The organism is Paenibacillus sp. sgz302115 (assembly GCF_056120445.1).
Window position 1 is genome coordinate 946000 of the sequence record NZ_JBVYOK010000001.1, and the last position, 20530, is coordinate 966529.

The 20530-nt window shown below is 47.0% G+C and carries 18 protein-coding genes; 10 read left to right on the plus strand and 8 right to left on the minus strand.

The features are described from left to right. Nucleotides 1-32: 32 nt before the first annotated feature. Complete coding sequence (locus AC0LWN_RS04325) at nucleotides 33-284, minus strand: YolD-like family protein (protein WP_474663363.1); 252 nt, start codon at nucleotides 282-284, stop codon at nucleotides 33-35. Nucleotides 285-570: 286 nt separating this feature from the next. On the opposite strand from AC0LWN_RS04325, the gene AC0LWN_RS04330 reads away from it, so the two are divergent. From AC0LWN_RS04330 to AC0LWN_RS04355, 6 genes are all read left to right on the plus strand, one after another. Beyond that, entirely contained in the window at nucleotides 571-777 is a 207-nt protein-coding gene (locus tag AC0LWN_RS04330) for a hypothetical protein (RefSeq protein ID WP_474663364.1), read from the plus strand. A gap of 1101 nt (nucleotides 778-1878) precedes the next feature. Then, a complete protein-coding gene (locus AC0LWN_RS04335; RefSeq protein WP_474663365.1) occupies nucleotides 1879-2208 on the plus strand; it encodes a hypothetical protein in 330 nt (109 codons plus the stop codon). A gap of 1212 nt (nucleotides 2209-3420) precedes the next feature. Next, nucleotides 3421-4896, plus strand: a complete 1476-nt coding sequence (locus tag AC0LWN_RS04340) for a cohesin domain-containing protein (RefSeq protein ID WP_474663366.1) — start codon at nucleotides 3421-3423, stop codon at nucleotides 4894-4896. A 291-nt stretch (nucleotides 4897-5187) separates the two neighbouring features. After that, nucleotides 5188-5865, plus strand: coding sequence for a hypothetical protein (locus AC0LWN_RS04345; protein WP_474663367.1), 678 nt, complete (start codon nucleotides 5188-5190; stop codon nucleotides 5863-5865). Between the two features lie 199 nt (nucleotides 5866-6064). Beyond that, nucleotides 6065-6955 (plus strand): SPRY domain-containing protein, encoded by an 891-nt coding sequence (locus AC0LWN_RS04350; protein ID WP_474663368.1) that lies wholly within the window; start codon nucleotides 6065-6067, stop codon nucleotides 6953-6955. 247 nt (nucleotides 6956-7202) lie between these two features. Beyond that, nucleotides 7203-7628, plus strand: coding sequence for a hypothetical protein (locus AC0LWN_RS04355; protein ID WP_474663369.1), 426 nt, complete (start codon nucleotides 7203-7205; stop codon nucleotides 7626-7628). Between the two features lie 657 nt (nucleotides 7629-8285). Here the strand turns inward: AC0LWN_RS04355 and AC0LWN_RS04360 are convergent. The 4 genes from AC0LWN_RS04360 to AC0LWN_RS04375 all read right to left on the minus strand — a co-directional run bounded on the left by AC0LWN_RS04360 (nucleotide 8286) and on the right by AC0LWN_RS04375 (nucleotide 12140). After that, nucleotides 8286-9137 (minus strand): M15 family metallopeptidase, encoded by an 852-nt coding sequence (locus tag AC0LWN_RS04360; RefSeq protein ID WP_474663370.1) that lies wholly within the window; start codon nucleotides 9135-9137, stop codon nucleotides 8286-8288. Next, the gene (locus AC0LWN_RS04365; RefSeq protein WP_458962545.1) at nucleotides 9137-9406 is read right to left on the minus strand and encodes a phage holin family protein; all 270 of its coding nucleotides are present in this window, start codon (nucleotides 9404-9406) and stop codon (nucleotides 9137-9139) included. The genes AC0LWN_RS04360 and AC0LWN_RS04365 overlap by 1 nt, the downstream gene beginning before the upstream one ends. A 333-nt stretch (nucleotides 9407-9739) precedes the next feature. After that, a complete protein-coding gene (locus tag AC0LWN_RS04370) occupies nucleotides 9740-10228 on the minus strand; it encodes an SRPBCC family protein (protein WP_474663371.1) in 489 nt (162 codons plus the stop codon). A gap of 235 nt (nucleotides 10229-10463) precedes the next feature. Further along, complete coding sequence (locus tag AC0LWN_RS04375) at nucleotides 10464-12140, minus strand: hypothetical protein (protein ID WP_474663372.1); 1677 nt, start codon at nucleotides 12138-12140, stop codon at nucleotides 10464-10466. A 222-nt stretch (nucleotides 12141-12362) separates the two neighbouring features. Between AC0LWN_RS04375 and kduI the strand changes: the two genes are divergently transcribed. From kduI to kduD, 3 genes are read left to right on the plus strand one after another with little or no spacing between them, the layout of a single operon-like run. Then, nucleotides 12363-13196 (plus strand): 5-dehydro-4-deoxy-D-glucuronate isomerase, encoded by an 834-nt coding sequence (kduI, locus tag AC0LWN_RS04380; RefSeq protein ID WP_474663373.1) that lies wholly within the window; start codon nucleotides 12363-12365, stop codon nucleotides 13194-13196. A gap of 34 nt (nucleotides 13197-13230) precedes the next feature. Continuing rightward, nucleotides 13231-14001: a DeoR/GlpR family DNA-binding transcription regulator gene (locus tag AC0LWN_RS04385; RefSeq protein WP_474663374.1), complete on the plus strand. Its 771-nt coding sequence runs from the start codon at nucleotides 13231-13233 to the stop codon at nucleotides 13999-14001. Between the two features lie 16 nt (nucleotides 14002-14017). After that, the gene (gene kduD, locus AC0LWN_RS04390; protein ID WP_474663375.1) at nucleotides 14018-14773 is read left to right on the plus strand and encodes a 2-dehydro-3-deoxy-D-gluconate 5-dehydrogenase KduD; all 756 of its coding nucleotides are present in this window, start codon (nucleotides 14018-14020) and stop codon (nucleotides 14771-14773) included. A gap of 90 nt (nucleotides 14774-14863) precedes the next feature. Here kduD and AC0LWN_RS04395 read toward each other — a convergent pair whose 3' ends face one another. Beyond that, a complete protein-coding gene (locus AC0LWN_RS04395; protein WP_474663376.1) occupies nucleotides 14864-15673 on the minus strand; it encodes an alpha/beta hydrolase family protein in 810 nt (269 codons plus the stop codon). Between the two features lie 94 nt (nucleotides 15674-15767). Further along, the gene (locus AC0LWN_RS04400; RefSeq protein WP_474663377.1) at nucleotides 15768-16280 is read right to left on the minus strand and encodes a hypothetical protein; all 513 of its coding nucleotides are present in this window, start codon (nucleotides 16278-16280) and stop codon (nucleotides 15768-15770) included. A gap of 216 nt (nucleotides 16281-16496) precedes the next feature. On the opposite strand from AC0LWN_RS04400, the gene guaD reads away from it, so the two are divergent. Then, nucleotides 16497-17852: a guanine deaminase gene (gene guaD / locus AC0LWN_RS04405; protein ID WP_474663378.1), complete on the plus strand. Its 1356-nt coding sequence runs from the start codon at nucleotides 16497-16499 to the stop codon at nucleotides 17850-17852. Between the two features lie 321 nt (nucleotides 17853-18173). On the opposite strand, the gene AC0LWN_RS04410 is transcribed toward guaD, so the two are convergent. Then, a complete protein-coding gene (locus AC0LWN_RS04410) occupies nucleotides 18174-20513 on the minus strand; it encodes a glycoside hydrolase family 3 C-terminal domain-containing protein (RefSeq protein ID WP_474663379.1) in 2340 nt (779 codons plus the stop codon). Nucleotides 20514-20530 lie beyond the last annotated feature (17 nt).

The window sequence follows — 20530 nt, forward strand, 5'->3', positions numbered from 1 at the left end:
CGACCTTTCCTGCAGCCCTAGGCTTCCATTCTTCAATCTCTGGGATAATTCATAGCCATAATATCCATAAAAGGAACTTTGATCAGCTCCTCATTATAGCTTACATGCACCTTGCCGGTCCGCGGGTCCATACCGACAATAGTCCCCCGCACCTCCTCTTCTTTGCCCCATACCGTCAATAATATCTCGGAGGCTTCCTGCATGGCTTCTGTCAGTTGATTGCCAATTTCCTCCAGCACAAATTCATCTCTTGTCGGCCGTTTGGCCACCTTCGCTTTTGCCACGCTGTTCCTCCATTAAGTTAAAGATGTTTCCATGTGTTAACCTAGTGATTATTTTGTGATTTCATATTGTTGCTCTGATGTATATCAGGAGCATGACTCTCATGAGCTTAACATTTTGCACAGGATCAAACAAGTTATTTAGTTGGTGATATTAACAGTTTTGGTCTTAGCTTCATACTTTACTAAACTTACACTATCAAAAATCATGTGCGCAAAATATAGAAGATAAAAATAGCCTTCCAGGTTATCCCTGTGCTGCACTGGTCAAAACACGCAGGCGGCGCTAATGCTATCCATAATAGCCAGACGATGGCTGGAAGGAAACCGGCAGATACAGCCTATAAATGGGCTGTTTGTCGAGGGTACATTGGAAGATTCAATTGAACTCTATACTGGTGACGACAAAGACAAATATAAAGAAGCACTGAGACTTATCAAGGAGAAGAACATTACGGATGTCGAAAAAATTTACAATGAATTAAAAGACAACTAAAAAACGATAAACAGCCCTGCAGACCATTATGGCCAGCAGGGCTTGATTATAGAGTCCATCATCTTGACTGTCTGGAATGCTCTTTTAGCAGCACGCCAACCTCCGATGTGTCATCGGAAACCGCTCCTCATACTCCGATAAATGTGTTGGTAGACGAAAAAATCAGTATGTTCCTCGTTAAATTTTAATGTTGCGTTGCTTAAATTCCCTTTGAAGCCGGTATTAATACTGAATGATCCGGGTTAGAACAGCATCCCCAGCCATTGAGTGCAACCGCTTGAGGATATTTGTGGAGTACTCTATATCTGCAAGACTCTTCTCAACCTTAGTACCATGTACGACAGGAGAATGTAGTCGCGAAGCATGGTGCGCTCCTCTATGGCGATGATAAAAGCTTGTTGTTAACAGTGCTCATGCCGTGGCTCATTTACGTACTTGTTGCCATGCGAGTATATTGGCGGTCAAAAACACACGTGGCACGTCTGTGCTCAGATAGGTCGCCCGAATGCAGCCGTCACGTATCCCGAACCCCTCAATCTTTCACTGAGTAATCTCCTCACTCTTTGCTTGATATAAAATCCCGACGGTTTGACCAATAGCTATTTGCATAATTGATCTCCCGCAAAATAAGAACATTTGTTGTATTATGACCACGTTCTATATACAACAAGTAACTTATTCACTTACTGGGATAAAAAGCATTTAATGTTATACGTTATATTTATTACACATATAGGTATTATTGTCTGGACACGTATAGTAAATATTTGTATTTTTATTAAGGCGAGTGTGTAAGATCCTTAAAGAACACTTTAGTTTATTACTTTATTTGGAGTTGACCGCCGCGCAAGATAATTACGTAAGGGCTAGCTTCCCTTCAGGGAATACTCATTCTCATAATGAATAGAAAGGAATGAAAAAATTGCATTTCTAAAAATAGTACCGGATATTGAACTTATCAGAAATTTTCGGGAATTTGTTTTCAGACTGGATGCAGATTCTTTAGAATTAAGGCAAGGCACTGAGAACGCACTCAATGATCTTAGACAGGAATTTCCTGATTATAAATTTAGCGCCACCTTCGGAGGAGGGAAGTAATATATGGCAATTAGTGTGCAAATTGATAATCCACAAAATGACTTTGAAAGTCGGTTCTACATTCAAGTTGCTTATTTACCTTTCTTCAGAAAATGTTGGATACCCGGAATTCAAGTCTTAGGTTTAAGATGGATAGAACTTTTTGAATCAGGTGTTAATGTAACTGAAAAGGAATTGCCAATCATTCTTGAGGAGCTAAATCAATTAAAGAAGTGGGCAGCCATTAATTTAAAGAATACAGATAAAGAGTACTTCTTTGAAAATGTCGATCCGCTTGTGGAAGAACTACCCACTGCATTTCAGCGTAAAGATGCCGTTGTCTTTATTGGATAGCTAACTGCTATCATGATTAAAATCTATAGCATGCTGTGGAAGTCACATAAAATAACCCGTCAGGCATAGGCCCGGCGGGTTATTTTATGTATACTAACCGAACACCGATATGCACCCTCAGGCATGATTCATCCCCCCATAAACAAGAACATTTATTTGAATTATAACTACACACGTTCTATGTACAACAAGTAACTTATTCACTTACTGGAATAAAAAAGAATTTCATCGGATTCACTCACTTAATTGACAATTGGAAATGATATTAATACAGGAAACACAACAACTTATAAATTAACAGATGGTGATCTGGTTACATTCGAAAAAGTTGGAAATTATAAAGATTCCCTTACAGGATTTTGGATAAAGTTATCTGAAGAGAACTACATTTCTAAACTTAAAGTGAAATTTGAAAACACTGGAAATCAAGTTTTCCGCTATTTTCTATAATGATCAAGGTTCTAAAATAGGGGAACGTGTCATTGGTAGTGAAATATTAACTGAACAAGAGCTAACTGTGGATATTGACAATGTCGCCTATATTTTTTTGGTAAAGCTAATAATGATTTAAAAGTTTATGAGATTAATGCATATGGATACTTATCCACACAACCAACACCAACGCCAACAGCGACGCCGATACCTACATCAACTCCAACTCCAGAAATACCATCGGGTGATCGTGCATTTCTAAGCGTTACTCTGACAACGGGTGATGAGAAAGAATATGATCTTCCAATTTCAGAAGTTAATGCATTCCTTAATTGGTACGACAGCGCAAACGGAACAGCAAAATATGGGATTAATAAGCATGACAACAATAAAGGCCCATTCAGCAAACGCACCGAATACGTAATACATGATAAGATCCTCACCTTTGAAGTAAGTGACTACTCCGCAACTGAATAAAACAATAGGCCCACCAGCGAGATCTTGGTGGGCCTATTACTATTCTTTGGGCTTCCTTCTTTCGATAACAGCCTGACTCATCAATCTTCATAAGATTGTATGTTTATGTACATTTTTTGACTTGGTTCTATTTATTCCAAATATAAGAATTTTTGTTTAGACGCATTTCAATTATTGTCTTAGGATAGTCAGGCAACATGAATACAAATTATTCAACGAAAGGGGAAATAAAACTATTAACTAATCAGATACATAATTTTTTTGAATGAATTTAGAAAATAATATTATTGTGAGGTGTGTAATATGAAAAAGTTACTATTGATCATTGTTTTACTATTTTTGGCACTGCCAGTGCAGGAGTCTTTTGCTGCTATATCGTCGGGTGACACTCCGAAGGTAATAAGAATAAATTTTGATAAGAGTTACACCTCGGCTGAATGGCATATTAGTGGGTCTGGTAGATTTAATACCTTCAAACTTTTTAGTGCAAGTGGAAATCCGGTATTTGAGTTTCCGAGTGGAAATGCTTTGCCTCTAAGTGCAAGCACTAGCGTTGCCATTACTGCTAACTATATGGAGATAACATTAGCTGCTAAATCGTCTCTCAGTAAAGTTGAACTGTTTAATGGAGGCTTCACTCCACTAGCGAGCTTCACCGATGCTCAATTTATTGATGTTACACCGCCAAATTTTAGCGGGGGGCTATTGGATAATAAAGTTATGCAATTTTATATCAATGGTACGAACCCAGGAAATATTGGAATGACAGCGACTGGAGTTACGGATAACAACGTTAACACTAAAAACAATAATAGTAATGCGGGATACCATTATATGGCGTTTAAGCTCACTGGACCTATTAATCTATCAGGTTACCGCCTACTGACAACCAACGTTGTGGACGTACAACTTTATGCGCTTGACGGTGTAACACGGATAGCATCATCAAGTACTGTGAAAGATGGTTCATTGCAATCACTTAATGGTTTCGAGTCTAGCGACGCTGCTTACATTGTTTTGTATAAGGCGGATGCGACCACTCCATGGGACGTTAAAGAGTTCAACGTATATGCCGGGCCGATATCAACACCAACGCCAACAGCAACGCCGACAGCAACGCCAACAGCAACGCCAACTCCGACGCCAACACCAACTCCGACACCAAGCCCAACACCTGTGCTGGAGCCTACTCTTGATGTAGCCATCTCACCAGAGAAGATTGGTTTAGGAAAAGAATTCACGGCAGATGTATCCCTTAAAAACGTGAAGGATATCTACGCTGAAGACTTCGAAATAAAATATGACAAGGAACACCTGCAATACCTTGGATTCGAAGAAGTAACCGGCTATAAAGTATATAACACGCCAACCGACTTAAATGGTGCTGTTCGCTTTGTAGTTGCCAGCCAAGGCGAAGAATATGGTATTAGCAAAGATACTGTAGTTATAAAACTTAAGTTTAAGGCTAAGGCTATAGGCACGGCGGTAGTAGATTCCACTAAGGCAAGAATTGCAGATACCGAAGATGAATATGACTTAGATAAGGATAACTGCTTGGAAGACAGCATTGTTATAGAGGCGACGGACGTGAACAAATCGGGAAAGTACACTCTCGTCGATCTCGCGATTGATGCCAGATACTTCAAGTATTTTGCTCCCGATGTCGACCCGGTTAAGTACAACGCACAGCAAGCCGGTGATGAATACGTAAATGATGACGACTTGCTTTTTATCGTCAATCAGATTTTAAACAATCCAGATTATTTGCCTAATACCTAAAAAAATAACCCGTCAGGCATAGGCCCGGCGGGTTATTTTATGTATACTAACCGAACACCGATATGTACCCTCAAGCATGATTCATCCCCCCATAAACAAGAACATTTATTTGAATTATAACTACATATGTTCTATATACAACAAGTAACTTATTCACTTACTGGGATAAAAAAGAATTTCGTCATGTTTAGATTACTAAATTACATATATAGGGATTTTTGTTTGGACAAATATTACTAGTCCGATTATTCTTAATCACATTCATACTTTATCTTTGAGGAGTTGTGTATCATGCTCAAAAAATCAAGATTAATATTTATCTTATTATTCATCGCAATATTTATATTAACATCAATAAGTTATACGGTTGCCGAAGGATCTACTGATGGAAAAACCTACTACAAGCAATTCTCAAAAGTAGACTATTATTCTGACATCAAGATTGTTGGCAACGGCGATCAAGTTATTCTAAGCTTCTATGACGAAAAAGGTAACTTACTTGAATCTACAACCAGTCAGTATGATATAAAATACTCTTTGCCTCCTGGTACTTTTTATGTCAGTGCTTATACTCCCGCTAATTCTAATGTTACAAACGTAATGATGTGGATTGGTAGTTCAATTCAATATAGCAGTGGTACCTTTCCTTTTTGGTGGACAACAACCAATATGATTCCGAAACCTTCGCCAACATCTACTCCTGACCCTACACCTAGTCCAACTTCAGAACAGCACTCTGGTGAACGAGCAATACTTACCATTACTCTTTCGGCTGGTATGGAGAAAGAATTTGATCTTTCCATGTCTGAAATCAACGCCTTTTTGAATTGGTACGATACAACGTCTGGATCTGACCGTTACGGAATAGACAAACACGACAACAACAAGGGACCATTCAGCAAGAGGACTGAATACGTACTACATGATAAGATCCTCACCTTTGAAGTAAGTGAATACACTACAAAATAGATTACTTTCGCCCCGTGAACCGAATATGGTTTACGGGGCGTTTTTATTCCTAATAAGAACTCACAATTCAATATCCTCTTAAAAAAATAATTTCGTCGTGTTCACTCACTTAATTGCAGATATAGACATAAATGTTTAGACATCCCTTGTTAATTTTTGTAAAGTGAATATCTATAATACATAATGAGGAGTGTTTTAAATGCGGAGATTAATAAAGTTAAATCTGCTGTCAGTGCTAATATTGGTGATGATTCTCGCCGCTTTACCTATTAAAAGTGCTTTTGCATATCCTAGTGGTCTTTTGAATGGAAAATCTCTTTATTTCGGACCAAGCTCTTATGTCGCGCAGAGCATTACTTCTCTTTTAACTGATAATAATCTTAATACCCAAGTTAACACCAACTACCCCAATACTTCAATCTGGTATGATTTTGAAAAGGAAAAAGATATAGCGGGATATTACTTAAAAGCGAATAATGGGACTAAATTTTCGCTGTATCTATATAGCGCTGGAAATAAAATCTTGTACAATGAAATGATTTCGATCAATGACAACATTGTTCAGATACCAAAAATCTCAGGTGTTAAGCGTGTTAGCTTGTATTCCTTTGAATCTTTATCTAACGTGCAGGAATTTGACGTTTTTGCTCCGATAACAACACCAGAACCTACAATCGAGCCAACGCCAACTCCTTCACCGACTGCTACAGCGACACCAACACCTACGCCAACTCCAAGCGCTACACCGGTACCAACAGCAACACCAACAACGACTCCAGTGCCAACTGCAACTCCAACACCGTCATCGACATCGACTCCGAAACCAACAGCAACTCCAGAGCAACCCTCAGGAGATCGGGCTATTCTTACCGTAACGTTGATTAACGGAACTGAAAAAGAATACGACCTTCCAATCGGTGAAATTGAAGCATTCGTAAACTGGTATGATTCCCGCGATGCAGGTAGAGGCCCTGGTATGTATGCGATTGACAAGCACACGAATAACAAAGGCCCCTTCAGCAAACGCAAGGACTATGTTGTGTTCGATAAAATCTTAACCTTTGAAGTAAATGAGTATACAGCTCAATAAACAAAAACAAACCCGTCAGGCTTATTAAGCCCGGCGGGTTATTTTATGTATACTCTAATTTCAAATCTTTCCGGGATAGCCGCAATAAGTCGCGTCAGATTCGTCATATCATTCCCTCGCTAGTATCTAGGTTTATATGATCAAGTAAAGTACAACTTAAATGTATATTATCATCAGGAATTAAGTCCAATCTATAATTGCGGATTCACATAATAATAATATATAACCTTGAAATGGAGTGATGATAATGGCAACAATTATAAGTTATGGTTCTCAGGCAAAAATCCCGTTAGACCCGTTTGCTACTGTTTTAACGGTTGCGGGCATTCCTGGAGCTGGAGCGGAGCTAGCCACAGCGCAAGTAAATATTAGTCCGGCTAATCCTGACTCTTTCTCCAGTAGAGTCGAGTTAAATGGTAGTTTTAGTCTTACTGCACTTGCTAATAGTCAATTCTTTGTTATAATTCGGCGTGCTGGAGTCGATATTTATAGATCCTTTTATCGTTTTACTACAATTACTGATATTCAATTAAATGTTCTGTGGGTTGATGGTCCTTATCTTGGAATCCACAACTATGAATTGGTAATTCAAAATGATAGCAACTTGCCTATAAATCTATTTGGACCCATAGCATTCACAGCAACTGCTATTGGAGGAGCGGGCGTAATTTAAGTTATGCACATTTTAATAAGTTGTTGAACGCATAGAGCAAAAAATATTGACGATGTTAAAAAAATATACGAAGAATTAATAATTAAAAATAAAGAAAGCCCTGCAGACCATTACGGCCGGCAGGGCTTTAACCGAATTCCCGAGCATTTAGGAAACTCCCCAATTTTTTTGGGGGTGAGTCGTGGGAACATGCTACGAACTGGCCGTGCATGGCTGGTCTTTACATATTAATGTTCTTTGTAAAATACATAGATTGCCATCCCTTAATCTGGTAGAATAAATTGAAATTATTATCAGATTTAGGGGATGAAAAAACATGACTAAAGCTTTAAAATGGGTGGCCTATACTGTGCTAGTATTAGCCTTTATTGGTGGGATGTTGCGGGAAATACTTACGGACCGGAACCTGAGTATTCTTTTGAGGACAAAGAGTTTGCATGGGGTTATTTGCTGATGTTTTGGGTTGCTGGCGGGGCGTCCGCTATCTTCACTCTTGCATTCGCCGCTCTATTGCAATATGTAGAGTCTATTTCAGATAGAATGTCTAAAATTGAACAATACACCGCACGATTATACGAAAGACAATCTTAGTTAAAAATAGCCCTGTAGACCACAACGGCCAGCAGGGCTTCTCATATTCTCAAACGTTTGGGGATTTTACTTATTTCCTTTCAGTCGAGCTGTCAGACCCAACCGGTGCAGTACCGTAAATATTCGAGCCTCCGTCTTTGTGGCTTTGTCTGGCGTATCAATAACCGGCGTGCCGTTAATAACAGATGGCGTATCATGGAGCGCTTGAATAGCCTCCAAGGACCATGCTGGCGGCGTGGTGTCCGTCAGTTCTAGTACCGCCGTCTTTAACTCTTTAATCTCCACGGCCTGCTGCAGCGCCTGATCCTTTAGTGTATCTCTGCTATTAGTCAACGCTTTAACTGCGGCCTCCAGGTCTTCAATCCGTTTTTTATCCTCTACCGACAATTCGTCCGCCTCCTCTTGAAATTTATTAATAACGGCATATGCCGCTTGTACCTGATCTGCTGTTGGCTGCTGGCCTGCTCGCAGATCGGCCGTGCTCAGTCCATACGTCATGTCCAAGTGCGGATAATCCTTAAAACTGGACCAATCGCCGCCCCAGCCAAAGCCCAGAGCCTTGGCCTCTTGAACAACCTCCACCCAGTCCGCCACCCTATCGCCGTCACCGTCCCGCTTCATATCCCAAGAAACGCTGGAGCCGTCCGGCAACAGCAGTGCGAAATCAATCGCCAGGCCGAAATTGTGATAACTATAACCACCTTTGGCATTGGTGACTTTGGCCCCCGGCTTGGTACGGCCCTGTGCATACAGCGCGTCCTGCTCGGCGATTGTGCGCAATCCCTGGGTAATGACTATATTTACTCCCCGGGCGTAACAGCGCTCGATCAGCGCCACGGTAGCAGCCCGAACAACTGGCTGCAGCCCATCCAGGCGTTTTGCGGATTTGGCTTTTACTTGCTCCAATGTGAGCGCCATTATTCATCACCGCTCTTTTTTATCGCCTGTTTCACCAGTTGATTACCGTAGACCGCTACAGCTCCGCACAGGACGCCCTGCAGGATGCTGTCAGCTGTAAAGCCCTGCATAATGCATACAACGATGATTGCGACCACTGTAACAGCATAAACGATAGTCCAGTCCGGAACTCGCGGTGTCTGCTTCAATACGTACCCAATCACCCAGCACACAGCCACCACAATCAACAATTCCGGCTTAATAAAATTAGCTACAGCACTCCACTCCATTCAAATCAGCTCCCTTATTCTTTTTCCTTCATTTTTTCATCAATTCTGTTGTGCGCTTGGTCTTTAAGCCCGAACCGCACATCATCAATACCATCCGTTGTAAGCTCCACATAATCCCCCCCTATAAGTAAGTAGTCCCCGGACCGCAAAACACAATCAGAGGGCAAAATAAAAACGCCTCTATGGGCGTTCAGGCTGAGCAAATTCAAATGCAATCAAAAACCCCTTCTCGTTTTTGGTCACGGTAAGGGGTTGATCTGCCATTGTATTGCTGTTAGTATCCAATAAGTCATTACAGGGATTATCACAACTACGTATGAATGCTCCCAAATGTTATAACATGGCTTTGCGAAAGTCCTCCACAAGCCGGGTATATTCCACGAACTGCTGCTCCCATGCCTGCCTGCGGTTCTGCAGCTCCTCTCCGTCCAGCAGTACGGATATGACATCCAGGCACACGTGCCAGCCGGAAAGGTCTTTTGCCGTATGATCAGTAATCTCCATTATCGACTCAACCAGCAGCAGACGGCTGCCCTCCGGCTCAGCATCCAACTCAAAACGGACCAAGTCATTGCCCCAGGTATATTCCAATATGGAGTTCGTTTTCACATCCGTAATCTCCAGCTCAATAAAGTTCCCGTCCTGCATGTCAAATTTAATGACTCCGCCAGCAGACAACTCCTGAATGCTCAGCTCGGGAAACCATTTAGCCAGCAGCGCATTCTCAGTCAGCATCGCCCAAACCTTGTCCACCGGATGCTTAAAATGACGTTCAAATGTAGCCGTTACGCCCTTCCGGGCGGTCTGCAGTGTTGCAATCAATTGAATTTCCTCCTTGTCCTGGACTCATAAAATGACGGCAATCCGCAGCATCCTGCACCAGACCCGCGTTAGATAGACTGTAAAGGATAACCGACCGAATAGCAAATAAGAGAGCCATTCCAAGATTTCCATTCAAAAGCCCTTTCCTCACGTCCAGACTTGCCGGCACAAAGAACCCCCATAGGCATCTAAAGAAATGACCGCTGGGGGATGTACTTTTTTTGTTCAATCAATATTATTTTCCGCTAACAGAATAATGCTCCAAAGAGAACGGATTCCCGTTCAGATGAGCTTCTGTAGAAGTATTGCCCACCAGCAATTCCAACAGTTCTCCTCTAATGGTACGGTAGTTGATCCTCAACCCGACCCCCACTTCAAAAGACGGGGCGTTCGTCGCCCATTCCTCAGCAAAACCCGTAAGTCCGCCGACGATTCCCCGCTCCGCAGCATCTTTGACACTGACCGCCTCTACTGCGACGCCACCCGGCATCCCTTTCACGGAGACCTCCAGGTAACCTTCCCGTTCGAGCAGTTGGTAGGAATGCGACAGGTATACTGCAAAATAAACGCCGCCCACCTGGCCGAACAGTGCGGAAGGCTGCTTGATCCATTTCCCTTTGGGCAGCACACCGATGATTGTATCCTTCTCCCCTTGAGGCACAGGGAATAAAGCAAGAATCGTGTTCTTGTGGTAAAGCACTTCCATATACCGGCTCTGGTGGCGGGGATCACCTTCCCGATAGCCTTCACCGGGGTGAAAAAAGTACAGCCGGTTCACAGCATACTCAGCGGACACCGGCAGTGAAAAAGCCCAGCGGAGCTGTTCATTGTCAAACTCCTCGACCCGCTCCCAGATGCCGCCTGCCGCAAAACTCTCAGTCAAATATGCATAGGTATGAAGCAGAGGCTGAGTCTGTGGAGCTTCAGGAACAACCTTTTGCGTAATTCTTGTGACTTCCACCGGCGATTGCCGGTTCAGAGCGGCTGTCCGCACCTGTTCAGGGGCTTCATAGAACAGAAATCCGGCATATTCGGTGCGCGGCATGCCTTGCGGAAGCTGGAAATCCCCAAACTGCACATAGTCGTGCAGGACATTGGCGTCAGCCGGAACATCATGCGGCCAGCCCCGGGAATGCGCTCCGGCCCAAGCCCCTCGAAGATACCACTGTCCCCGTTCGGTCCACAGGTAGTCCAGCATTTCCGCGAGCGTCGCTTTCAGACCGCTGTCCTCCTCCAGCTCCCAGGCACAGGTGAACGCCTGCACCCAATGCCAGAACCACGGCAGGCTGCCGTACTCCGGCATTCCCTTCTCGCGGATATACGCAAGTGTGTTCTCCAGGCTTTGCTGCCCGTCCGCAAGCAGCTCCGCGTCATCGAAGAGCTTGCCGAAGATCAGCTTGGCTGCCGTATATTTGGCTTCATGATGCCCATAGTTAACTACAGGCTTACGGTAGAAGCCACTGCGGTAGATATGCCCGAGCGCAGTATGAAAAGCAATCCGAAGTCCCGCATTCAGCCTGCTTCCGTACTGCCTGCTGAACCAGACCATCAGGCTGCCCATGATCTCCACCGGCAGCTCGTGCGGAGCCGCCTCGCGCGGCACAGGATTCAGCCCCAGCGGCCAGTGGCCGTATAATTCGGTGCCGGGCTGCCTATTCTGCAGCAGCACTGTTTCCAGCAATACTGCCTCTGCTTTGCGCCGGGCCGCCTCCCGCTCAAAAGGCAGCTCAAAAGCCGGATCAACAGCAGCCGCAAACAGATAGGAAGCATAATAAAAATTATTGCGCACATCATCGTGGAACCACAAGCCGCTGTCCAGCAGCGGGAGGCGTTCCGCTTCAACAGCTATATAATAGATGATTTCATTTTGGCGAGCCTGATAGGCACTCACAGCAGACTTCCTTTCTCCCACTTTCGTTCACCCTCCACCATTTGCCAGATTCCAGTAAGCTGGTAATTCATCCTCATTTCACCTCTATTGTGCACGCTTTCGGTTCATATGGCAACGTACAACTTCAATAAATAAACTAAAATAAACGCACTAAAAAAGATTATCTCTTGTAAAATGAACGAATATGAATTAAATTGTACCTATACGAACGAAAATATGTTTGCGAAGGAGATTGAACATTCGATGGAAAGACGTTTCGCATCCCATCCCAATGAAGTGAAGCAATTTGACACCGCACGTTTGCGCAAGGAGTTTCACATTCCTGTCATTTTTGCTCCGGATGAATTGAAGCTTGTCCTGACCCATGAAGACCGCATGATCGTCGGTGGTGCCAATCCGGTAAAAGAAGACGTCGTGCTCACCACTGACCTGAAAGAGCTTGGAGTCACTTACTTCCTGGAACGCCGTGAGCTGGGTGTTATCAATGTTGGAGGCAAAGGCTCGGTTGTTGTTGACGGAACAGAATATGAAATAGATTTCAAAGAATGTCTGTACGTAGGCCAAGGCGCCAAGGATGTTGTTTTCAAAAGCGCGGACAGCGCCAAGCCGGCGAAATTCTACCTGAATTCGGCTCCTGCACATCAATCCTACCCTACTACGAAGACTACGTTGGCTGAATCCGAATCCGGCGCAATGGGCGGCCTGGAAAACTCCAACGAACGCACTATTCACCGCTTCATCCATACGAACGGCGTGCAAAGCGCGCAGTTAGTAATGGGGATGACCCAGCTCAAGCCGGGCAGCATGTGGAATACAATGCCTTCCCATACTCACCCGCGCCGGATGGAAGCCTACTTCTATTTCGATCTGCCGGACGATTCCATTGTGTTCCACCTGATGGGTGAGCCTACCGAAACCCGCCACATCGTTATGCACAACGAGCAAGCGGTCATTTCTCCAAGCTGGTCCATCCACAGCGGTGTAGGTACGCACAACTATACCTTCATCTGGAGCATGGCCGGAGACAACAAACGCTATGATGATATGGACCCCGTAGGTATGAAGGAATTACAATAGAACAAAAACAACTACGGAAAGATGAGGCAGGCGGATGAACCCGATACGGCGGCACGAGATGATTATGGAAGTTTTACTCAACCAGAAGGATGTAACGGTGAATGAGCTGAGCGACAAGCTCCAGGTGACAGGAAAAACAATCCGCGAGGACTTAAGCAAGCTGGAGGAGCAGGGACTTATTATGCGTGTCCACGGTGGAGCCGTGCTGGCACAAAGCGATCAGTTCGGTATTTTGCCATCCAAAAACCCGCTGGTTAAATATTCCGATGAAAAAACGGAGATTGCGCAGCTTGCGCTGGCCCATATCGCAGAGGATGACATCATTGCGCTGGACGGCGGCAGCACCACGCTCGAAATTGCCCGGAGGCTGGACAACATGCCGCTGACGGTCATCACCAACGACGTGTACATCATCAGCGAACTGGTTCAGAGAGACAACATCCGTCTCGTCGTTCCCGGGGGTTACCGTGTCCGCAATATGCTGGCCGGTCCCGAAGCCGTCTCCTATGTCCAAAAGCTAAATATAGAGAAAGCTTTTCTGTCGGCTACAGCCGTTCATATCGAACATGGGCTGTCAATTTACACCGGTGACTTCATTGAATACAAGCAAGCTCTGGTATCCACCGCCCGTACCGTATTCGCCACAATAGACCATCACAAATTCGGGCACACCGCGCTGCGCACGTTCGCTTCACTGCAGGAGGTTGACGTGCTGCTGACTGACAGCGGGCTTGCGTCCGAGACCGTGGAGCAGTTCCGGAGTGCTGGCGTAAATATCGAATGCGGAATTCAAATGAACAATTAAAAGGAGAGAATATCATATGTCATCTTTATTCAGTTTGGCAGGTAAAACAGCAATCGTAACGGGCGCTGCCCAAGGTCTTGGACAAGGGATCGCTCTTGCATTTGCTGAAGCAGGCGCAGACGTCATCTCCGCTTCCCTCAATCCAAGTACTGAAACTGTAGCGGCTGCCGAGGCCTTTGGCGTAAAAGCACTGAGCATCGCAGGCGATCTGGGAGATCACAGCAAGCTGCAAGGTATGTTCGACGAAGCGGTTGCCTTCACTGGCAAAGTAGATATTCTTGTAAACTGCGCAGGCATGATCCGCCGCACTCCAGCCAAAGACCACAGCGAAAAAGACTGGTTCGACGTTATCAACCTGAACCTGAATACGGTGTTCCTGCTGTCGCAAATCGCCGGCCGCCACTTCCTGGAAAGAGGAAACGGCAAAATCATCAACATCTGCTCCATGCTCTCCTACCAGGGCGGCATCAACGTACCTGGATACACTGCGAGCAAGCACGGCGTAGCGGGTCTGACCAAAGCTTTTGCCAATGAATGGGCTGGCTCCGGTCTGAACATCAACGCCATCGCTCCTGGTTACATGGCTACTGAGAACACTGCGCCTATCCGCGCCGATCAGAACCGTTCCGACTCCATCCTCGACCGCATTCCAGCAGGACGCTGGGGAACTGCCGAAGATGTTAAAGGACCTGCTGTGTTCCTGGCATCCGCTGCTTCCGACTACCTGAACGGTCACATCCTGAATGTAGACGGCGGATGGATGGCCAGATAATAATCGGCTAGCTTCCTCCTAGGCATACACATACAAATAGGCTGCACTTCCTCAACAAAGGATGGTGCAGCCTTTTCTTTTGCAGCCCGACTATATTCTCATGTGCCTTAACAAAGTCTCCAGTGAATCGGTCACTGTATTCCATGCCGATGACGACGGATCGATTATTTGAAAATGCTCGACTTCTGGGAGCACTACCAAACTAACTTTGTTACCCATTTCGTTAGCTCTAAGATGATACTCAATACTCATCTCTACTGGAACATGGCGGTCTAGCTCACCATGAATCAATATTTGCTCGACGCTCATCAAGGGCAACAGTTCAATCGGTGAAGCCAAGCAATAACGGTCAGATACTTCTTGAGGTGTTCCGCCAATAAATGATGCCACGGGACTGCTAATCCCCTTTTCGACATGGATCTCCCACATTTTCCGCAAATCTGAAATCCCTGCCAAGCATATTACCCCCTTAATAGGTATAAGCAGAGGATTACCCATCTCGTCTGTTTGATCTTTGCTAATTTGGGATGCCAACCAGAGAGCCAAATGTCCACCGGCTGAGTGCCCCAGGATTATCACACTAGAGAGGTCTAGCTGATAGCGATCCTCAAGCTGAGACAGGTGATTTACCGCATCTATAACATCATGAAATGTCCTTGGCCAACCTCCTCCATCGTCTCCTGTTCGGCGGTACTCAATATTCCAAGCGGCGTAACCACGACGTGTCAAATCTTCGTCAAGTGGGTCAAATTCTTCAAGTCCATATTCCGATTTCCAAAACCCCCCATGGATAGTAACAACTACAGGACAAGGAAGGCCAGACAACTCGGGCAAACGCAATACACCGAATTGTGAGGGGTGGTCTCCATATGCTATACGGATCGAAGAAATAGCTGTCAATTTATAACCCCCTTTTCAATGTGAGATGTAACTATTCTTTGGACACCAATCACTCTGTTTTTTCACTTTCCTGCTCCTTATCACTTTCTCCAATTCATCTGCTAAATTCCACGAACTCATACGGGTGAGCACGGATATAATCAGCAATAAGACTCAGGCTATGCGGTGCAATCTGCTGAAAATGCGCGTACAAGCCGTTGACCGTCTCCATCAGCTTTTGATCAGCCTCGATATCCTTCAAGCCAGCATCACCCCAGCCCAAGCGGAGCCTGCGGTTTCTGGCATCCAGTCTCTCCCGCGTCTGTTCAAGCAGCTCCAACATGGCAGTGTCTGCAAAAAAACGCACACCCTCCAGCACCCCGCTCCAATAACCCGGCTGGTCCAGCAGATAAGAGATCCAAGCGTAATATTCCGCCGCTGACTTATAGCTATGGTCATACATGATACGGAACATGCAAAGTGCGGTCTGTCCCTTGCCCAGCTTTGAGATTGCCGCCGCTTTTACCGCCGGAGATTTCCCGCGGATCAGCATGAAGGTCGGCTCCATGCAAGCCCACCCGAGTCTTTCATCACTTAACGAATAGAAGGTTTCCCTTTCGATTGCCACAAGCATCCTCTCACCCCTCTCCCATATTATACTAGTTCGAGCAATGCATGCCGAGAGCTGTCTTACTAGTGATGGGCTTAATTACAACAATAACAAAGGAAAATCAGCGCAGGGCACAAAACTCTCTATCCCACAGCGGCAGAAAGCCCTTCTATATAGACTTAACTTTAGTGATTTTTTATAATTTGGATAAAAAGAATGGTGCGGTGATACGAGTTGAAGACATATGCGCATGTGTTTCAGGGAACCGCTTTTACAAGCCACACACCCAAGGAACTGCAAATTCTCAAGGATCATCTGTTTTGCATTAATGAAGATGGGATCATTGAACGGGTGGCCGCTCCGGGGGAAGAGGGCTATGACGATATCCTGACCGCCTATCGCGTTAACCGCCTGTCTCCGGGACAATATTTGCTCCCGGGATTTATTGACCTCCATGTTCATGCGCCGCAATGGGCGCAGGCCGGAGGCGCGCTTGATGTCCCGTTATACGATTGGCTGCATACCTATACCTTTCCACTGGAATCCAGGTTTGCGGACACAGACTTTGCAGCAGAGATATACAATGACATGGTCGGCACACTGCTTGCGAACGGAACGACCACGGCGCTTTATTTTGCGACTATTCACAAGGAAGCGAGTCTGCTGCTGGCTGAGATTTGTGCGAAAAAGGGGCAGCGGGGCCTCGTCGGCAAGGTCGTCATGGATGATCCGGATCAGAACCCGGACACTTACCGGGATGAAGATACCCGTACGGCACTGGAGGATACGGAGGAATTCATTCTCGCCGTCAAACAGCTCGCGCCATCCGTCAAGCAAGGAGTATACCCGGTTGTTACCCCCCGGTTCATTCCAAGCTGCACCGACGGGGCGCTCAAGGGACTGGGCGAGCTTGCCATGAAGCATGATGTTCATGTTCAGTCGCATTGCAGCGAGAGCGATTGGGCTCACGGACATGTTAAGGAGAGGTTCGGCAAGCACGATGCGTTCGCACTCCATGACTTCGGTCTGCTCGGGGACAAATCCGTCATGGCGCATTGCAATTTCCTCAGCGAAGAGGATGCGGCTCTGTTTGCGAAGACAGGAACGGCGATTAGCCATTGCCCGATCTCCAATGCCTACTTCGCGAACAGCGTGATCCCGATTGCCCGCTGGATGGACAAGGGCGTCGAGATCGGCCTTGGCTCTGACATTTCCGGCGGATTCTCGCCGAGCCTGTTCGACAACGCCCGGCAAGCCGTCATCTCTTCCCGGATGCTGGAGGACGGCGTGAACATAGAGCTTCCGGCCGAGGAACGCGGGGTACCCAAGTCGCGGATTACAATTGACGAGGCCTTCTACCTGGCCACAGCGGGCGGCGGCGAGAGCCTGAGCCTGCCGATCGGCCGTCTGGCCGAGGGCTATGCCTGGGACGTCCAGCTCATCGACACAGCCGTCCCGACTGCGAAGCTGCCCATCTACGGGGACGAGCCCCTCCATGATATTTTTCAGAAAATCATGTATCTCAGCCGCCCTGAGAACATCCGGGAGGTCTGGGTCCAAGGCGACAAAGTCCACTCCCGGCAATCTTAACATTGCGGGGTAATTGCTAGGGGTAATCCGGCCTGCGGGGCCTTTAACAACGGCATTTTTGCCGTTGTTCCGAGGCAAACCGGCCTGCGCGCCTTCAACAACGGCATTTCTGCCGTTGTTCCCGAGCAAACCGACCGCAGGGCCTTCAACAACGGCATTTTTGCCGTTGTTCCGGGGCAAGCCGGCCTTACGGCCTGCAACAAAAAGCTGTCCCAGCCGCCTAATGGCTCCGGACAGCCCCAGTCTATGACAAAAAGGACCTCAAACCCGCTACTCCGCCCGGGAATGAGGTCCTTCCTTTTTTCATACAACAAAAGTTCACTATTGCCTGCCGGGAGCAGCTTCCTCCAGTACGGCATTGATTCGGCTAATTACGTCATTCATCTTCTCATAAGTGATCACGCCCGCCGAGTGCATATCCATGAAGGACAGGATGCCCCAGAATGAGCCCGTTAATATCTCTCCCAGCTTGTCATCGGCCTGCTCGGGAGCAACCAGCCCGTTCTCGATCATAAATTGATAGAAAATTTGCTTCGCCGTCTCATTCTCGAACAATTCCGGGAACCCGCTGTCGGTTCTGAACCTCGCTGCTGGCTCCGCCGGATTGCTCACCCGCACATCAGCCGTTAGCCGAATGTCCCTGCTGGAAGCTCCAATGCGGATGGTATAGCTTCCGCTCTCTGCACTCCACACGCCATATTCGGGATTGTAGCAGGCGAAATCCCGTGCCTCCAGCAGTAATTCCACAGATTTGGTCTCGCCCGGGTGCAGGGCTATTTTCGCGAACCCTTTTAGCTCCTGGGGCGGCCGGGGCTGCTTCGAATCGGGCTGCGCAAGATATAACTGGACAACCTCTTTGCCGTACACCTCGCCAGTGTTGGTAATGTCCACACTAAGCTTAAGGACTGAGGGCAGATGGACCTCAGGTTCGGACAGCGTCAGATTGCTATACGCAAATTGCGTATAGGAGAGCCCGTAGCCGAACGGATACCGGGGAGCGATCTCTTTCTTGTCATAATAACGGTAGCCGACATAGATTCCTTCGCTGTAATGCAGCTCGGTCAGATTGCAAGGGAAGCTAAGAAAGGCTGGCGTATCGCTCAATTTCTCCGGAATGGTCGCGGACAGTTTGCCGGAAGGATTCACATGGCCGAAGAGAATTTTGGCGAGCGCTTCTCCCATGCCTTCCCCGCCGAACCAGGTCTCAAGCACAGCCTTCGCCTGATCAGCCCAAGGCATAACCACCGATTCACCGGTAGCTAGAAGCAGCACTGTATTCGGATTGGCAGCGCACACGGCAGTAATTAGCTGTTCATGCCCCGGCTCGATATTCATATCCTTCCGGTTGTAATCGTCGCTCTCCTCCGGCAGGAATGCCCCGGCAAAAACCAGAACCACATCCGCCTCGCGGGCAAGTAGTCCGGCTTCCTCCAGCAATGCCGCATCGGTGCTGCCGTCCGCATGGTAGCCGGGAGCATACTGCACCTCCATTCCCTCCGGGCACAGCTCACGGATGTGCTCCAGAGGAATGTCCACCTCCTTGGCGTTAACGATGGCGCAGCCTGTCCCCTGGTACAAAGGCTCGGCAGCCAACCGGCCGACGACCGCGAGCTTCTTGGCCTTACCCAGTGCAAGCGGCAGCACCCCCTGCTCATTCTTGAGCAGAACGATGGACTCCGCCGCTGCCTCGCGGGCAAGTTGGTGATGCTCCCTGAAACCCACTTCCGCGAGCGGTTTATACTCCTCCGTCAATTTGAAGATTAACCGCAGAATATTCTTAACCCTAAGGTCAATCAGCCCCTCGTCCAGCTCACCCTTCTGCACAGCTTTCTCCAGATAGGCTGATGAGCTTAAGGACAAGGGCATCTGCAGGTCAAGCCCCGCCCGTGTGGCAGCGGCAGCATCCTTGACTGCCCCCCAGTCGCTGATCACAGCGCCGTCAAATCCCCACTCTTCGCGCAAAATCCCGTTCAGCAGCTCCGGGTCCTCGCTGGTCTGCACCCCGTTGATCTTATTGTACGCGCTCATTATAGTTGTTGGACGCGCTTTGCGGACCACGCGTTCGAAGCCGGCCAAATAAATCTCCCGCAGCGCTCTTTCCTCTACGGTCACATTCACCCGGGTTCTTTTCGTATCCGAGTTATGGCAGGCAAAATGCTTCGGAGACGTCCCTACCCCGCCATCCTGTACGCCCTTTACCATCGCTGCTGCCATATCGCCCGTCAGACATGGATCTTCGGAGTAATATTCAAAATTCCGGGCAGTCAGTGGATGCCTGCGGATGTTCATGCCCGGGCCCAGCAGCAGATGGATGCCGAGGCGCCGGCATTCCCTGGCAATCGCCTGACCAATCTCATAGACCAGTTCCGGGTTCCATGAGCATGAGACGGCAGAATTGGATGGAAAGCAGGTCGCCTCGTGGGTATTAGCCACCGCCTCCGCACTATCGAAGCTCCCGCTGATGGATTCATAGAAGGACGTGCTTCCGCCCGCATCGGAGTTTTTCTGAAAGCGGACGCCGCTTGAACCGTCGCTCATCAGAATGGAAGGGATGCCCAGATGCTCATAGGCTTTAGTCCTCCACATGTTATCTCCGGTGCATAACATAATCTTTTCATGCAAGGTCATTTGACTGACAAGCTTATCTATATCGTTAACCATGATTACCCTCATCTCCG

Bases quoted from the DNA above. Each gene is read 5' to 3' on its own strand.
- AC0LWN_RS04335 (WP_474663365.1), top strand. From the start codon at position 1,879: ATGGCAATTAGTGTGCAAATTGATAATCCACAAAATGACTTTGAAAGT.
- kduI (WP_474663373.1), top strand. From the start codon at position 12,363: ATGGAAAGACGTTTCGCATCCCATCCCAATGAAGTGAAGCAATTTGAC.
- AC0LWN_RS04385 (WP_474663374.1), top strand. From the start codon at position 13,231: ATGAACCCGATACGGCGGCACGAGATGATTATGGAAGTTTTACTCAAC.
- AC0LWN_RS04355 (WP_474663369.1), top strand. From the start codon at position 7,203: ATGGCAACAATTATAAGTTATGGTTCTCAGGCAAAAATCCCGTTAGAC.
- AC0LWN_RS04410 (WP_474663379.1), bottom strand. From the start codon at position 20,513: ATGGTTAACGATATAGATAAGCTTGTCAGTCAAATGACCTTGCATGAA.
- AC0LWN_RS04345 (WP_474663367.1), top strand. From the start codon at position 5,188: ATGCTCAAAAAATCAAGATTAATATTTATCTTATTATTCATCGCAATA.
- AC0LWN_RS04350 (WP_474663368.1), top strand. From the start codon at position 6,065: ATGCGGAGATTAATAAAGTTAAATCTGCTGTCAGTGCTAATATTGGTG.
- kduD (WP_474663375.1), top strand. From the start codon at position 14,018: ATGTCATCTTTATTCAGTTTGGCAGGTAAAACAGCAATCGTAACGGGC.
- AC0LWN_RS04365 (WP_458962545.1), bottom strand. From the start codon at position 9,406: ATGGAGTGGAGTGCTGTAGCTAATTTTATTAAGCCGGAATTGTTGATT.
- AC0LWN_RS04340 (WP_474663366.1), top strand. From the start codon at position 3,421: ATGAAAAAGTTACTATTGATCATTGTTTTACTATTTTTGGCACTGCCA.
- AC0LWN_RS04330 (WP_474663364.1), top strand. From the start codon at position 571: ATGCTATCCATAATAGCCAGACGATGGCTGGAAGGAAACCGGCAGATA.
- AC0LWN_RS04360 (WP_474663370.1), bottom strand. From the start codon at position 9,137: ATGGCGCTCACATTGGAGCAAGTAAAAGCCAAATCCGCAAAACGCCTG.